Raw genomic sequence first — 16,750 nt, 5'->3', positions numbered from 1 at the left:
ATTTCCCTGGATTTGATACGTTATCACTTTGTGCATAGTCCGAGTATAGGTTTAAACTCAATCCAATGCCCTCAGCCCTGATCGTAATCTGTCCAGCAGGACCTCGATCAGGTGAGGGTGTTCGCCAACCAGGGGGCTAATGCGGATGTCCAGCCCCGGGTGCAGCCGTTCAATATCACCGCATATGGTTGCAATATCACCACCCTCTCCGGCGTGCCTGCCAGGGGAAAGAAACAAAAGGGAGAGTGCAATCGGTGTTTGGAGAGTTCTCTGTGCCTCCCTCTGCAACACTTGATCAAGCCGTTCACCATTGAAATCATATTCACTCCCTTTACGGCGTTCCATTACGGCCTCACTTAATTGAGCATCAGGTGGTAAGAGACTGCTTAGCTCTCTTGCGATCCGTAACCGTACTTCTGTCACTTCCGGTAGCGGCGAGCCATGGTCAACCAGAATGACCCGTGGTTGAGTGGATCCTGAAATGAGTGGATCAATCTGATCTTTCAGGATCTTTATCAATCTGGGTTCACCTCTGGGTAGGGGATAGAGCACATCGGCAATGTGCAAGCGAAAGGGGCCGTGTATTGATTGGAGGGATTCAACAAGATTGGGGATGAACGAGGTAAGAGCTCTGCTGACACCGAAAAAAAGCGGTATGGCCAGGTAATCCCTGATACCTCGTTCAAGCTGAGCAGAGAGAAAAGATTCCAGCAGCTGTGCCGGGATGCCGTCGAGCTCACCAGGCGCTATTCTGTCGGCCTGCTGCAGGGAGACGGGGTATACCCTGTATTGGCTAAGGCGGCTAAGCTCGGCAGCCAGCTTCCTCAGGTTACGTGTGGCCTGGGGTTGTATGGAGCCGTTGTCGAGTAGCAGTATTAATGGTTTCTTCATGGCTCAGGGGCGGTGTTTGATATTGATTGGGGATCGACATCTGCCTGGCATCGCCACTGGGGGCTTGAAAAGGGTATGAGTATGCTTTCACTATTCGGTAGTGTCAAAAACCCTTGCGCTTTGTTCAGGCTGCCTGGTATCGATCTCAGCCAAGTCAGAATCACTTTTTCCGATCCTCTTTCTGCAACCCGGTATGGGTTGAGATCTGTCATTGGCATCGATAGAACAGAATAGGTTAATATCGGGATTGTGATTGATAGAACCGATTGCTCCCATGAATTTGCGAGACTTGAAATACCTTACCGCCGTTGCTGAGACTGAGCATTTTGGCCATGCAGCTGCACAGTGCTATATCAGTCAGCCCACCCTCAGTGGGCAAATCAAGAAACTGGAACAAGAGCTTGGCGTTACCATTTTCGAACGTACCAATCGTTCGGTCTCCACCACACCGATCGGGTTGGAGATCGTCAAACATGCCAAACTGATCCTGGAACAGGCCGATGTGATCAAGCAGCTGGCCCAAGCGCAGCGTGATCCTTTGGCAGGTGCGTTACGCGTGGGCGCCATCCCAACTGTCAGCCCCTATCTGATACCGCTGATTCTTATGCCGCTAAAGGTGCAATATCCGCAGATGCGGCTGATACTCTCTGAAGAGATCACCGATATGCTGACCCAGCGTTTGTTGGATCACCAGATCGATGTGGCGATCCTGGCTACGGCAGTGAAAGAGCCCGAGCTGGAGGTGATGCCGCTGTTTGAGGAGCCCTTCTGGTTGGCCCATCCGAGAAATCATGAACTTTACAACAAGGACGAGATCAGCCGTCGCGATCTGAGTCGTATCAATCTGCTGTTGCTGGCGGATGGACATTGCCTCACCAATCAGGTGATGGATGTGTGCCGGATCAAGGAGGGTATCATCGATAATGAGATGGCCGATCTCCGGGCCGCTAGCCTGGAGACCCTGCTGCAACTGGTGGGTGCAGGATTTGGCTGTACACTGGTGCCCGCCTTGGCTGTGCAGGGGAGCTGGACTACAGATTCCGGGATCATAGCTCGAAAACTGCATCTTAAAGATGCCTATCGGCGGGTGCAATTTGTCTTCAGAAAGACCTTTCCCCGTAAAAAGGCGATCGAGGTCTTGGCTGACGTTATCCGATCTCAGTTACCGAATACAGTCAGGAAACTCTGAGAGCAGTCAGGACTGAGTAGTATCACCAGGAGTATGATTGATATGACGACCGCGATACCCGGCGATAGTCCATGGCGTTTCTCTGATCTATTGCAGGTGAATAGTGATGGAACCGCAACACTGCTGCCTGGCGTGCATCCGCTCCCCAATCTTTTATCGCTGGATACGGAACAGGTGTTGGCTGAATTCAGGCAGAGTCAGCTGGAAGACTTTACCCGTGTGATAGACGAACTGGCGTCAGCAGACAATCCACTGCACCGGTTGTTTGAGGATATGCGAATCATCGCTGACCGAGATCCTGCCAACAAGTTCAGTGAACTGGACCTGTTCAGGCCCGGCGCACTGCAGGAGATGTTTCTCGAACTCCATGAGCATGTCATGTCGCACCCGGTCTGGAGCCACCCCTGTTTCGTACGCATCTTCAAGGGTGAATTCGATGCCGCGCAACTGAGTGTATTTGCCACCAACTATTTCAATCAGGTCAAAAACACCCGCCAGTGTGTAGCCCTGGCGCAGGGACGCTTTTCAGGTTTCATCGACCTCCCCTATGGCAGTCTCAACGAGCGGGTGTCTGAACTGGCGCAGATCATTCTGGCGCAGCTGTTGGCCGACGAGTATGGCGTGGGTACACATAGCATCGACAGTTACCCGGATCTGTCCGGCCTGCTTAATTCAACCACCCATATCGTCATGTACCGCCAACTCTTTGATGGTCTCGGTATTCCATTTGAAGAGCAGGATGTACCGATGCTTCACGGGGTGGCGGACAATGTCCTCACCCAGCGTCTGCTGGCCGGTCATCCAACGTTCAGTCTGGTGGAATCCCTGGCATCGGTGGGTTTGGGTATGGAATGGGGTGTCCCGGAATTTTTCAGCCTGTTGCTGGGAGGTATGATCCGATGGGCCTGGCGTGAGAATGTTGTATTGACTCAGCGCCATCTGATCGTTTTCATCGCCCATGTGCAATACGATGTGCTGCATGCCATCTCGGTAATGTTGGCGACCAGCCTGTTCGGTCATGAAAAGGAGTCCCTGCAACAGATCAAACAGGCAACCAATATACTGATGTCGAGCCGCTATAACATGATGAGTGATCTCTATCGGCTGTTGTTCCATGAACCCTGCAAAGACATAGACGGCATTGGGCTCGATCCCCGCTACCATATCAGCGATCGGCGCATTGAGAAGGCGCTGATTGCGGCACGTCAGGACGTGGCCAACACTACCGTGGTGGATGCGGCTGATTTCAAGGCTTGTCAGCGTGTTCCCTTTGTGTTCGTTAACGGCCCCAGTTGTAATTGAACGTAATAGCGCTTCCTAAAAAAATTCGGTGCGGCAAGCCGCACCCTACGGCGTAACTATGTATCGTCTGTCGATCAGGAGTAAGCAATGCAACAACAGAAGAGCCAGGCGGCTGAGGTATTTCGCAAGCGCCTGATCGCCACTGCCAAGGGCCCCCGCGGAGCCAAGGATATGTCCCGCGAAGAGGCCTGCGAGGCGTTGACATTCCTGATGTCCGCCGAGGCGCAACCTGCCCAGGTCGGGGCATTCCTCACCGCAATGCGCTTCAAGGGTGCGCGGGTAGAGGAGATGAAGGGATTTCTCGATGCCATGGAAGGGAGTGCCGCCTTGATGGCCCCGAAGGTTGACGGTCTGCTTAATTGCAACGGACCCTATGATGGACGCAAAAACGCACTTCATCTAAGCCTCGCGGCAGCCATAGTCACCGCCGCGGCGGGTGTACCGGTGGTGATGCACTCGAGTACCGGGCTTCCGCCCAAAGACGGTGTTACAACCGCTCGTCTGCTTGAAGCATTGGGTATTCCGGCCTATCGGGAACCGGATCGGGTGTCGAGGGATATTGAAGAAAAGGGATTCGGTCATCTGCATGCTGCAAGTTACCTGCATGGAGTGGAGCGGTTGAAGCCGATACGTCAGACGCTCTTCTATCGTTCGTTTCTGCACGCCTGCGAGGTTATGCTCAATCCTGCAGGTGCAGTTTATTCATTGATTGGAGCTGCGCACAAGAGTTTCCTGGAGCGTTTTGCCACCGCTGCGGGTGAACGGGGACAGCGGCGGGTGATCGCAGTGCAGGGGTTGGATGGTTGTGACGAGTTGCCGCTGGAACCGGTGGCCGTTGCCGATTTCAATAACGGCACTCTATCGAAGTACACCCTCGATCCCGCCGATTACAGTTTCAGTCACAAAACCCACCACCCCTGTGAATCCGTGGATGTGACTGCGCGACTCGTAGAAGAGGCCCTGACCGGAAAAAGCGACAGACATCTCGATGCCATTCTCTACAATGCGGGAGTCAGGATCTGTCTCGGCAACAAGACTGATGACATCGGAAAAGGTATTCGATTGGCGATGGAGCTGTTTGAGTCGGGACAGGTAGCAGAGAAACTTCGTGAGTTACAACACTGAACAGTCTTTGTTTTTCAACTATGCTGAGTGCGAAACAAATTAGATTCAATACCGGAGTAGTCAATTTAGAGCGGAAGGGCGATGAGACTGATTCAATTGGCTTTTGGATGCCTGTTAGTGGCTATTGCCGGCGGTATTGTCAATGCAGATGCCATATACAAGTGGCGCGATGAGAACGGAAAAATCCATTTTGGCGATAAACCGCCTGTGTCAGGGGAGTCAACGCCTGTCACAGTAAAACCCAATGTCTATCATGCGCCGCCGATCGAAGGAAAAGCCGGTGCCGGGTATAGACGTGAAAAGGTGGTCATGTACAGCACCAAAAGGTGCGGTTACTGTAAAAAGGCACGAGCATATTTTAAGCGCAACGCGATTCCCTATGTGGAGTACGATGTCGAGACCAGCCGGAAAGGCAAACGCGATTTTAAAAGGATGGGGGGCAAGGGCGTACCGATCATTCTGATTGGCAAGCGCCGGTTGAACGGCTTTTCCGAAGCCGGTTTTAGTGAGATTTATCAAGGCAGTATCAATTGACCTGCGCAGCAGATCGAAACTGACTCACAGGGCGGCACGTAAAGATATCCTTTTCACTACCGAAAACAGTGATTAGGAATCATAGGAGTTTTGCGGAGCATGCCTTCATCCTCCCAGGTAGTGATACAGCAATGGCTGGAACAGCTGTGCCGTTTGGTCAGCGGCATTCAGTCGGCTATTGTCGTTGAAAAAGGCTCCACGGAGAGTGGGGAGATCAGCGTTGTACGCTGGCCGGAGGACGAGCAACCGGAAAAGGCCTTGCTGAAGGTTGCGCTCAAGGCTTTTGAGACCCGCAGGCAGTTGATCGTTCCCGCCTCCCGATCTGTTCAGGGTTCAGATTTCATGGCAGTGCCGCTGGTTTCCCGCGGTCAGCCGAAGTGGGTTGTTGCACTCCGTATGAGTCCCCGGTCGGTACGGAAACAGCAGGCGGCAATACAGGCGCTGCAGTGGAGCCTGCGCTGGTTGAAGCTGTTGTTGAAACAAGCGAACAGAAGCCAAGCGACAGGGGCCCACTGGGTAGAACGCATGACCGAGAGGCCGCTCTCGTCGGCGGCGATTGTCAAACTCCTTGCCAAACAGTTCCATTGCGACCGGGTAACCCTGGCGCTGGGGGATGCGCGCCGTCTCGAGATCTCGGCCACATACCCCCCCGTCGAGATCAAGCGGGAAACCGGATTGGTGCGCGCCTTCAAGGAAGCGATGTTCGAGGCCATCGATCAACAGGCATTGCTGCACTATCCGCCCGCGACATCACAGAGCGATCTGCTGCTGAACAGCCAACAGGCCCTGGCCGGGGTAGTGGGGCAGGCGACGCTCTGTACGATTCCGTTGAAGACGGGCGACATACCGGTCGGGGCGTTGCTGTTGGAGCGTCATCGACTGCAGCCGTTCACGCCGCAAGAACAGACGGAGTGTCAGCAGGCGGCCGGTTTGATCGGGCTGTTGCTGCATCACCGGCAGCGCAGTGAGCAATCCCTCCATCGCTTGGTCCACGATCGCCTGCAACAGCGATTTAAAAGCTGGCTGGGTCCGCAAGGCTTGGGAGTGAAGCTGAGTCTGCTCGCTCTTATCTCGATCCTCGTAGTGTCGGGGTTGATCGAGGTTGACTACCATATCGATGCCCGCGCCAATCTGGAGGGGCGAATCCAGCGTGTCATCACCTCTCCGTTTGATGGCTATCTGCAAGAGGTGTCCGCCAAAGCGGGCGATATCGTGGCTGAGGGGGTCTTGCTGTGTCAGCTGGATGACAAGGACCTGAAGCTCGAGCAGGCCAAATGGCGGACCGAGCTGGCGAAGTTGAAGCGGGAGCAGCGCGAGGCGCTGGCGACCCATGAGCGCAGCCGGGTCTCGGTGCTGCAGGCGCAACGCCGGCAGGTGCAGGCGGAACTCGACCTGGTGGAGATGAAACTTGTAAGGAGTCTTATCAAGGCGCCCCTGGATGGTGTCATCGTCAGTGGGGATCTCACTCAATCCCTTGGCGCCCCTCTGAAGCGGGGAGAAGAGCTGTTCAAGATTGCCCCTCTCGATAGCTACCGTGTCATGCTGCAGGTGGATGAGTTGGATATTGCCGATGTGCAGATCGGACAGTTCGGTCATTTGCGCCTGGCGGGGTATCCCGATCTCGACTATGGCTTCAGCGTGAAGCGCATCCTACCCCTGTCCACGGCCAGCGAAGGCAGCTACCTGTTTACCCTGGAAGCGGAACTGGAGGATGCGGAAGAACATCTGAGACCTGGGTTGCAGGGCGTGGCGAAGATCGATGCCGGCAAGCGCAGCCTGCTGTGGCTCGTCAGCCACCGTTTGATCGACTGGCTGCGTTTGCAGCTCTGGCGCTGGTGGGGTTGATGGACGCTATTTGGCAGCAGATCGCCGACGCCCGTCCCCGCCTCAATCCGCAGGTTGTGATCCGCCGGCAGCGCTATCAGGGAGAGACCTGGTATCTGCTTCAGGACCCGATCAGCGAACGTCATTTTCGCCTTTCAGCTGGGGCCTATAAGCTGATCAGCCGTTTTGACGGCAATCGCACCCTTGAAATGATCTGGCAAGAGGTGCAACAACCCCAGAGTCATCCACTGGATCAAGAGGCTTTTATACGCCTGCTGATGCAGCTGAAAGGGGGTGGGGCGCTCATGGATAGCCCGGAAAGCGAAGTGTTGAAGATTCTCGAGCGCCGCAAACAGCCACCTCAATGGCTGCGACAGCTGCGCAACCCACTTTCACTGCGCCTCCCTTTATGGGATCCGGATAGAGTGCTGAACAGATTGATGCCGGCGGTACAGCCGCTGTTCGGTCGAGTCGGCATGGGATTGTGGCTGCTGATCGTGCTGAGCGGGTTGCTGCAGGCGGCGCTGCACTGGCAGGAGATCACGGGTAACGTCACCAGCCAGCTTCTGTCGGCGGATAATCTGTTGCTGATAGGTGCGGTCTACCTACTGATGAAGCTATTCCACGAGGCAGCACACGGATTCGCCACCAAGTATTGGGGGGGTGAAATTCATCAGGTCGGGGTATTGCTGCTGGCCCTCATACCCATGCCCTACGTGGATGCATCCGCCGCCAGCGGATTCAGCGAGCGGAGGGCGCGGATTGTAGTCGGTGCGGCCGGCATCATGGCGGAACTGCTGCTTGCCAGCCTGGGACTTTGGCTGTGGCTGGCCACCGGACCCGGGTGGGTCAACGCCGCGGCCTACAACATGATGTTGATCGGTGGGCTCTCGACCCTGTTGGTGAATGGCAATCCGCTGCTGAAATTCGATGGTTACTATGTCTTTGCCGATTTGATCGACATACCCAACCTATCCATTCGCGCCAACCGCTACCTCGGCTATCTGCTGCAACATTATTTGTTCGGTGTGGAGCATGCAGACTCACCCGCCCAGACCGACTGGGAACGGGGCTGGTTCATCTTCTACGGGATCGCCGCATTCTTTTACCGGTTCTTTATCCTCATTACGATCATGCTGTTCGTGGCTGAAAGCTATCCGCTGGTGGGTAAGGCAATCGCAGTCTGGGCCCTGATCGGGATGGTGATACTGCCCCTCGCCAAGCAGTTGAACTATCTCTTCACCAGCCGGCAGCTCGTCAACCGGCGCAGGCGCGCCCTGCTGGTGACTGCCTCGATCGCTCTGTCACTGCTGTTGATCCTGTTCGTCATCCCCGTTCCCCATGCAACCCATGCCGAGGGCGTGATTCTTCCGCCGGACGGTGCGGAAGTGCGTGCAGGTGCCGAAGGTGAGATTGTCGAGCTGTTGGCAACATCTGACAGCTCTGTTACGCGAAACCAGCCCCTCGTAGCGATGGAGGACCCTTTTCTACAGACTGAGTTGAAACGCCTGGCCGGACGGCTGAGCGCATTGCAAGTGAAGTATGAGACCCTGGTCAGTGAAGACGAAACCGTCAAAGCGGAAATCGTGCTGGAAGAGATCCGCCTGATTGAAACAGAGGTGTCACAAAAGCGGGAACAGGCATCGCGGCTTACCCTCCGCAGTCCCCTAGAAGGCACATTCCTAGTACAGCAACCCGGTGATCTGCCCGGCCGGTTTTTAACCCAGGGTGAGTTGATCGGCTATGTGCTGGATAACCGTCAGCCGGAGATCAGGGTGGTTGTATCACAGCAGGATATCGGCCTGGTGCGGCAGTTTTCCCGCAAGATAAAAGCGGTCTACGCCGACAGACCTGCCGACGACCTGCCGGTAAGCCTGCAGCGACATATCCCCGAATCACGACAGCGCCTTCCCAGCCCCGCGTTGGGTCGCCTGGGGGGCGGTATGATCGTGCTTCATCCCGAAGATGAGGACGGCACGCGGCCCCTGGAGGCCGTGTTTGAGATCCGACTTCAGCTGGATCAGCGGATTACCCGTTTGGGTGAGCGCATCATTGTCCGTTTCGAGCACCGTCCACTGCCATTGGGCTGGCAATGGTACCGTTCAATAAGGCAGATGTTTCTCAAGCGGTTTAGGGCTTGAACCGCCAAAGGCTTCGATGGGGAAGTAACCATAATTAGGTAGAGTGCTTTGGGAATTCGGGTCATAAAGTGTTAATTTTGTTTAAAAAGTCACGTTCTGTTGGTCAAGGTAGCAACTTTTCAGCCGATTAGTTGAATGCAAAGCCTTGATATCGAAAGGGAATAAGAATCATTTGCAATAACGGATCCTCGGTCTTTGTAACCTGTGTTGGCAAGCGTGTGAAAAAAGTAAATAAACGACATGAGCAAATGGTATCTAACGATAGGAGGCATGATCTGCCTCTTTTCATCAACACTTATTGCGGATGGAACCGAATCACTTGACGGTGTAATTGAACCCTTCATGACCGTGGAGCTCAGCTCCCGTATCGATGGTATTCTCGAGGCCGTCTCCGTGGACGTGGGGGACAGCATTGACCGGAACCAGGTCATCGCCAAGCTTGAATCCGAGGTTGAACAGGCAGCCCTGGAATATGCTCGCGCCAAGGCATCGATCAACAGCGACGTGCGTCTGCAGGAGGTCAGTCTCGCCTACGGTCGGCGTCAGCTGAACCGGGTCAAGGAGCTGCACGAAAAAAACCTCTCCTCCTTTCAGGATTTCGACAAGGTCGAGACCGAGACCCGCCTGACCCGTTATAAACTGGCCCAGGCGAAAGAGAACAAGTTTCTCGCGGAACTCGACCTGAAGCAGGCCGAAGCGCTCTATAACCGCCATACGATTCGTAGTCCTGTCGGAGGTATCGTAGTTGAGCGCTACCTCAATCCGGGCGAGTCCGTGGAGGAGCGTCCCATCGTAAAAATCGCCCAGATCAATCCGTTGCGCGTCGAAGTCGTCGCACCGGTCTCGATGTTGGGTAAGGTCAAGACCGGGCAGTTGGCGATGGTCAGGCCGGAGTTGCCGGTGGGCGGCAATCATCGGGCAGTGGTGAAGATCGTCGATCCGATACTCGACGCGGCCAGCGGCACATTCCGCATCCGTCTGGAGATCCCCAATGACGACTATCGCCTGACCAGCGGGTTGCGTTGCCAGGTGCGATTTCTCGATAAGATGGCTGACAGGCAGCCTAAGCCTGTGAAGTTGAACCAGGCTGATGCGGTCGCACATGCCCAACCCACAAAAGAGTTTGAAGAACCTGTCGAGAAAGCAACAGTCGGATCGAAGACCGAAGCGGTGAGCACCACCGATGGCGCTGGTCAAAAAACTGCACGAAAGCCGCACTACCTGCTGGTAACCCAGGATTCACTGCTGCCGCTGAAGAAGGCTAAGCGCAAGGCGGAGACTCTCAGGCAAAAGGGTGTGGAGGATACCTGGGTCATCGCCAAGGGATCGTTGAAAGGGCATATCTCCCTGGGATATTTCAAAAACCGCAGGGTGGTCGATAATTATCGGCAGCAGCTCACGGACTTGGGAATCGAGACCAGGATCGTCGAGCGATGAGACGCAGGCGATCCAAAAAACGGTCCAATACCCTGATCTGCGAAGAGCTGGAGCCCCGAATCCTGCTCTCCGCCGACCTGGTGGGAGTTGCTGTCGATCCGGCATCGAACGATGTCGAGCAGCAGGTTGATGAAACAGAGCTACAGACCATTGAAGCCGGGTTACAATCCGTCCTGTCAAACCAGACTGACGAATCCGATATATCGACCCGGGAACTGGTGATCATCGATCCCGCGACACCGGATTATCAGTCCTTGGTCGATGATTTGATCAGCCGTGATGGAGACGGGCGCAGCTTCGAGATCGTACTGCTCGACAGTTCCGCTAACGGCATCGAACAGCTTAACGAAACTCTCGCGCAATACCAGGGGCTTAACGCTATCCACCTGATCAGCCACGGCGGAGAGGGTGAGATACGGCTGGGTAATGCCACGCTTAACCAGGATGGACTACAGCAGTCGGCAGAACAGATCAGTGCCTGGGGTGAGGCCCTGAATCCCGGGGGTGACTGGTTGATCTATGGCTGCGATATCGCCTCCACCGCTACCGGCGAACGTTTTATTGAGCAATTCGCCGCCCTGACCGGCGCCGATGTCGCCGCTTCCAACGATGTGACAGGTCATGAAACACTCGATGGCGACTGGGATCTTGAGGTCGTTGAAGGTTCAATTGAAACTGACGTCGCTGTCGGCATTGACGGCCAGCAAGCATGGCTGAACCGGTTGGATATCACCACGGGCCTGCTCGGTCACTGGACGCTCGATTCAGATGCGACCGACAGCTCGGGAAATTCCCATGATGGAACACTCACGAACGGTGCCTCTATTGACAATCCTGGATCGTCCAATCCGATCGGCGACGGTAACCTGAATCTTGACGGCTTTAACGACTTCGTCCAGCTCAACACTCATGTGAGTGCCTTTAGCGGCCTGTCAGAGGGAACGATTGCTGCCTGGATCAACACTTCTTATAGCGGCGCCCAAGCGATGTTCTCGATCACCGATACCGCGGACTCCAGCAGTGTCGTTGTGTTCGGAATGGACAATGGCCGGATCTTCTTCGACGTCGTCAACAACAGCTTCTATAGCCTTTCCGTTGAAACAAACGCCAGCTACGCCGACGGCAGTTGGCATCATGTTGCAGTAACAGTCGATGGCTCCGGCAACAGCATCTATATCGACGGTGTAGAAGTTTCCTTGGCCGGGCTCTTTTATCGAGATGGCAACAGTTCGACATCGAGTTTCTTCTCTTCTGTAACTTCCTTGGACTCGATGGCGATCGGGAATGTACGTGACGCGGGGGGTTATATCGCCTTCTTCAACGGGTTACAGGACGATGTGCGCGTCTATGATCGTGCGCTGTCCACGTCGGATATTGCGGAACTCCTGAGTAACACCGCACCGACATTCGATGCCGCCGGGCCGCCGTCGTTCACCGCCCACACGATTACGTCATCTGCCAACGGCGCCGCGGGGGTGTCCACGGTGGACATAGACGGTGACGGCGACCTCGATGTTGTCTCAGCTTCGCAAAACGACAACAAGATCGCATGGTACGAAAACGACGGCAGCCAGAATTTCACCGCCCACACCATCACCACGTCGGCCAACACCGCATTCGCGGTCACGACCGCCGACGTCGACGGCGACGGCGATATCGACGTGCTGTCGGCGTCGGTGGGAGACGACCGCGTCGTCTGGTACGAGAACGATGGCAACGAGAACTTCACCACCCGTACGATCACGTTCAGCGCCTCCGGCGCATCGTTCGTCGGCACAGTGGATCTGGATGAAGACGGCGACCTCGACGTACTTTCGACATCGGCATACGACGGCAGAGTCGCCTGGTACGAGAACGACGGTAATGAGAACTTCACCACGCGCACGGTCACAACCTCGGCCAACGAGGCTCGACAGGTCGTCGCGGTCGACGTGGATGGCGATGGCGATCTGGATCTGCTATCGGCATCGCGAAGTTCCGATAAGCTCGCCTGGTACGAAAACGACGGTTTTGAAAACTTCACCCTGCATACCATCACTGCCGCTGCCGGTCCCGTCAGCGCGGTTGCGGCAGCAGATATCGACGGCGATGGCGATCTGGATGTGATATCGGCATCGTACACCGATGACAACGTCGTTTGGTTCGAGAATGACGGCAGTGAGAACTTCACCGCCAATACCATCGCCAGTGTGACCGGTGAGGCGTTTTCGGTTGCAGTCGCCGATATGGACGGCGATGGGGATGTGGATGTGCTGGCGACCGACGATGCCGCCGACACTGTCACATGGTACGAGAACGTGATGAGCGTAACGACGCTCGATGGTGCGCCGACCTTCGTCGAAGACGGCGCGGCGGTGGTGCTGGATGCCGATGTCAATGTGAGCGACGCAGAGCTCGATGCGCTCAGCAGCGGTCAGGGCGACTACAACGGCGCAAGCCTAACGCTGGTACGTAATGGCGCCGCGAACAGCGACGACGTCTTCAGTTTTAACGACGGTAACGGCATCACGCTGTCGGGTAGCAACCTGATCAAAAGCAGCCAGATCATCGCGTCGTTCGACACCACTAGCACGGCCGGTGAACTGGTGATCACCTTTACCAATGCCAACGGTCAAACACCGACCTCGGCCGACGTCGACAATATCCTGCGCCAGATCACCTATTCGAACAGCAATGACGCACCGCCGGCCAGTGTGCAGATCGATTGGACCTTTGATGACGGCAATACCGGTAGTCAAGGAAGCGGTGGCGCGTTACAGGCAGTGGGCAGCACGACCGTCACCATCACCGCGGTCAACGACGATCCGACCAACGCCGGCTCCTTGCCGACCGACATCACCGTCGCAGAGAATGTTTCCTCCAATGTCGATCTGTCGGCGGTTGACTTCAGTGATGTCGATGCCGGTGTCGGCACCCTGACCGTGACCCTGACCACCAGCACCGGCGGCAACCTGAGCGCCGCCGCCGGCACCGGCATTACGATCGGTGGAACGAGCACTGCCCGGACCCTGACCGGCACGCTGACCGACCTGAACAACTACTTCAATACCGCGAGCAATATCACCTACCTGCACGGTACACCAGACACCAACGGTGACGATGCCGACACGATCAACATCACGATCAACGACAACGGCAACACCGGCACCGGTGGCGGTACGAACATCAACCTCGGCACGGTCAATGTCGATATCACGCCGGACAACGAAGTCCCGACCATCGCTAATCTGGGTGGTGACAGCCTGGCCTACAACGAAGACGACGGCGCCCAGGTCATCGATCAAGGCACCGCATCGATCGTGGCCGATGTCGACAGCAGCGATTTCGATACCGGCACGCTGACCGTTTCGTTCCAGGCCGGCAGCGACAATGCTGAAGACGTGCTCGCGATCCGTGATCAGGGCGCCGGCCCAACGAATATCACGGTATCGGGCAGTGCCGTCAGCTACGGCGGTACCCAAATCGGTACCTTCACCGGCGGCAGCGGCGGCACCAATCTGGTCATCACGCTCGATGCCGACGCCGATGCCACTGCGGTCACCGCGCTCGTTCGCAACATCACCTACGAAAACACCGACACCGAAAACCCGACCACGGGCGCACGCACCGTACGCTTTGTACTCACTGACGGCGATGGCGGTACCAGTGTCGACTACGACACCACGGTTACTGTGAGCACGGTCAACGACGATCCGACCAACGCCGGCTCCTTGCCGAGCGATATCAGTGTGACCGAGGATGTCTCGAGCAACGTCGATCTGTCGGCCATCAACTTCGCGGATGTCGACGCCGGCGGCGGTACGCTGACGGTCACCCTGACCACCAGCATCGGCGGCAACTTGAGTGCGGCGGCCGGCACCGGCATCACGATCGCTGGCACATCGAAGGTCTTGACCCTCACCGGCACGCTGACGGATCTGAACAACTATTTTGATACCGCCAGCAATATCACCTACCTGCACGGTACGGCACATACAGCCGGCAACGACGCCGACACGATCTACGTCACGATCAACGACAACGGCAACACCGGTGCCGGTGGCGGCACCGATATCGATCTTGGCACTGTGAATGTGGACATCAGCGCGGTCAATGAGGCGCCGAGTTTCGACGGTGTTCCCAGCTTCGGCGAGCAGATCATCGACGCCGCGGCGGACGGCGCAAATACGGTGCATTCCGCCGATGTGGATGGCGATGGCGATATCGATGTGCTGTCGACTTCGTCAGCTGACAACACCGTCGCCTGGCATGAGAATGACGGCAGTGGAAATTTTACCAAGCACGTAATTACTAATACGGCCATTTTCGCGAATGATGTAACAACGGCAGACGTGGACGGCGATGGCGATCTCGACGTACTGTCGTCGTCTAGCAATGACAATACGATAGCCTGGTATGAGAACGACGGCAGTCAGAACTTCACCCGCCATGCGATTGCGAACACGACATCGACAAATCGTTCTGTAACCACGGCAGACGTCGACGGCGATGGGGACTTCGACATCCTGTCGGCCTCGTTCGGTGAGGATACGATCGGCTGGTACGAGAATGACGGTAACGGAAACTTCACTGAGCAGACAGTCACCACCAGCGCCGACGGTGCACGCGCCGTCGACGCCGCCGATGTCGATGGAGACGGCGATCTGGACGTGCTGTCGGCGTCCGGTAACGACGACAAGATTGCCTGGTACGAAAACGACGGCAGCCAAAACTTTACCGCCCATACAATCACCACATCGGCTAACGGTGCTCGATCGGTAACCGCGGGGGACATGGACGGGGACGGCGATCTGGACGTACTGTCGGCGTCGTCGACGGATGCCACGATCGCCTGGTATGAGAACGACGGCAGCGAGAACTTTTCCGAGCACATCATTTCCAATACCGCCGGCTTTGCCACATCGGTTGCCGTGGCGGACGTGACCAGCGATGGCGACCTCGATGTGCTGTCCGCGGCAAACTCCGCCGATGAGATTGCCTGGTACGAGAATGTGTCGACCACGACATTGGACGGCACTCCGGCCTTTACCGAAGATGGACCGGCCGTCGTATTGGATGCAGATGTCGATATTAGCGACCCGGAACTCGATGCCTTGAACGGCGGCAACGGCGACTACGACGGCGCGAGTGTGACCTTAGTGCGCAACGGCGCCGCGAACAGCGAAGACGTTTTCAGTTTCAACGACGGCAACGGCATCACGCTATCGGGCAGCAATCTGATCAAGAGCAGTCAGATCGTTGCATCGTTCGACACCACGACCACGGCAGGCGAATTGGTCATCACCTTCACCAACGCCAACGGTCAGACACCCACCTCGGCCGATGTCAACAACATCCTGCGCCAGATCACCTACGCGAACAGCAACGACGTGCCGCCGGCCAGCGTGCAAATCGATTGGACCTTCAACGACGGTAATGCCGGTGCCCAGGGATCCGGCGGCGCATTGCAGGCCGTGGGCAGCACGACGGTGACAATCACCGCGGTCAACGATACCCCGACCTTGGCTGCCACAGCCGCCAATGACACCCTGACCGAGAATACCGACACCACCTCCGGTGCGGTCTTCGCCACGGTCACAATCGATCCGATCGAGGCCGGTGATGACATCGCCTCGGCCCAGCTGGCCCTCGGCGGCGGTATCGATAACTCGGATACCCTGACCATCAACGGGACTGCGATCAGCGGCCTGGGCAGCGACAGCAGTGGTGCCATCAGCGGTGGGCACAGTTACAGCTACACCCAGGCCACCGGCGTGGTCACGATCACCTTTGCCGGTGGCACCAATGCCGCCGCTGCTGAACTGGTGCTGGAGAGTATTACCTACGGCATCGATCCGGCTGCGGATAATCCCTCGACCACGGCCCGTACCATCACCTTGAACACGGTGACCGACAACGGCGGCGGCAGTGATACCAGCAGCGATATCGGTGAGACGGCGACGATCAGTGTCGGTGCGGTCAATGATAACCCGACCAACGCCGGCTCGTTGCCGAGCGATATCTCGGTCACCGAGGATGTATCCAGCAACATCGATCTGTCGGCCATTGACTTTGCTGACGTCGATGCCGCTTCAGGCACACTGACGGTCACCCTGACCACCAGCACCGGTGGCGACCTGAGTGCGGCCGCGGGGACCGGTATCACGATCGGCGGGACGAGCACAGCCAGAACGTTGACCGGCACGCTGAGCGATCTGAACAACTACTTCAATACCGCGAGCAACATCACCTATCTGCACGGTACGACCAATACCGCAGGCAATGACGCCGATACGATCAACGTCACGATCAACGACAACGGCAACAC

Annotated in this window: 9 protein-coding genes; 8 read left to right on the top strand and 1 reads right to left on the bottom strand. The window is 56.5% G+C overall.

From position 1 onward, the window contains the following. Positions 1-57: 57 nt before the first annotated feature. The gene (locus CODIS_RS17925; RefSeq protein ID WP_069127737.1) at positions 58-891 is read right to left on the bottom strand and encodes a sirohydrochlorin chelatase; all 834 of its coding nucleotides are present in this window, start codon (positions 889-891) and stop codon (positions 58-60) included. A gap of 274 nt (positions 892-1,165) precedes the next feature. Between CODIS_RS17925 and CODIS_RS17915 the strand changes: the two genes are divergently transcribed. The 8 genes from CODIS_RS17915 to CODIS_RS17880 form a co-directional block, all read left to right on the top strand. Next, the gene (locus tag CODIS_RS17915) at positions 1,166-2,080 is read left to right on the top strand and encodes a LysR substrate-binding domain-containing protein (RefSeq protein WP_069127731.1); all 915 of its coding nucleotides are present in this window, start codon (positions 1,166-1,168) and stop codon (positions 2,078-2,080) included. A gap of 42 nt (positions 2,081-2,122) precedes the next feature. After that, on the top strand, positions 2,123-3,382 hold the full coding sequence (locus CODIS_RS17910; protein WP_154723195.1) for a heme oxygenase-like domain-containing protein: 1,260 nt from the start codon (positions 2,123-2,125) through the stop codon (positions 3,380-3,382). An 87-nt stretch (positions 3,383-3,469) separates the two neighbouring features. Next, on the top strand, positions 3,470-4,507 hold the full coding sequence (locus CODIS_RS17905) for an anthranilate phosphoribosyltransferase (RefSeq protein WP_069127725.1): 1,038 nt from the start codon (positions 3,470-3,472) through the stop codon (positions 4,505-4,507). Between the two features lie 81 nt (positions 4,508-4,588). Continuing rightward, a complete protein-coding gene (locus CODIS_RS17900; protein ID WP_069127723.1) occupies positions 4,589-5,041 on the top strand; it encodes a glutaredoxin domain-containing protein in 453 nt (150 codons plus the stop codon). 99 nt (positions 5,042-5,140) lie between these two features. Continuing rightward, positions 5,141-6,886, top strand: a complete 1,746-nt coding sequence (locus tag CODIS_RS17895; RefSeq protein WP_069127720.1) for an efflux RND transporter periplasmic adaptor subunit — start codon at positions 5,141-5,143, stop codon at positions 6,884-6,886. After that, positions 6,823-9,006 carry a zinc metalloprotease gene (locus CODIS_RS17890; RefSeq protein WP_154723194.1) on the top strand — a complete coding sequence of 728 codons (2,184 nt, stop codon included), beginning with the start codon at positions 6,823-6,825 and terminating at the stop codon, positions 9,004-9,006. Before CODIS_RS17895 ends, CODIS_RS17890 begins: the two co-directional genes overlap by 64 nt. 270 nt (positions 9,007-9,276) lie before the next feature. After that, positions 9,277-10,443, top strand: a complete 1,167-nt coding sequence (locus CODIS_RS17885) for an efflux RND transporter periplasmic adaptor subunit (protein WP_069127713.1) — start codon at positions 9,277-9,279, stop codon at positions 10,441-10,443. Then, a partial coding sequence (locus CODIS_RS17880; protein ID WP_069127709.1) for an FG-GAP-like repeat-containing protein occupies positions 10,440-16,750 on the top strand: 6,311 nt, incomplete at its 3' end. The genes CODIS_RS17885 and CODIS_RS17880, both read left to right, overlap by 4 nt.

This window comes from Candidatus Thiodiazotropha endolucinida, assembly GCF_001715975.1.
Classification (GTDB): Bacteria; Pseudomonadota; Gammaproteobacteria; order Chromatiales; family Chromatiaceae; genus Thiodiazotropha; species Thiodiazotropha endolucinida.
Note: the sequence above shows the minus strand (reverse complement) of the source record. Positions and strands in the feature narration are given on the sequence as shown.

Bases quoted from the DNA above. Each gene is read 5' to 3' on its own strand.
- CODIS_RS17925 (WP_069127737.1), bottom strand. From the start codon at position 891: ATGAAGAAACCATTAATACTGCTACTCGACAACGGCTCCATACAACCC.
- CODIS_RS17915 (WP_069127731.1), top strand. From the start codon at position 1,166: ATGAATTTGCGAGACTTGAAATACCTTACCGCCGTTGCTGAGACTGAG.
- CODIS_RS17910 (WP_154723195.1), top strand. From the start codon at position 2,123: ATGACGACCGCGATACCCGGCGATAGTCCATGGCGTTTCTCTGATCTA.
- CODIS_RS17905 (WP_069127725.1), top strand. From the start codon at position 3,470: ATGCAACAACAGAAGAGCCAGGCGGCTGAGGTATTTCGCAAGCGCCTG.
- CODIS_RS17900 (WP_069127723.1), top strand. From the start codon at position 4,589: ATGAGACTGATTCAATTGGCTTTTGGATGCCTGTTAGTGGCTATTGCC.
- CODIS_RS17895 (WP_069127720.1), top strand. From the start codon at position 5,141: ATGCCTTCATCCTCCCAGGTAGTGATACAGCAATGGCTGGAACAGCTG.
- CODIS_RS17885 (WP_069127713.1), top strand. From the start codon at position 9,277: ATGATCTGCCTCTTTTCATCAACACTTATTGCGGATGGAACCGAATCA.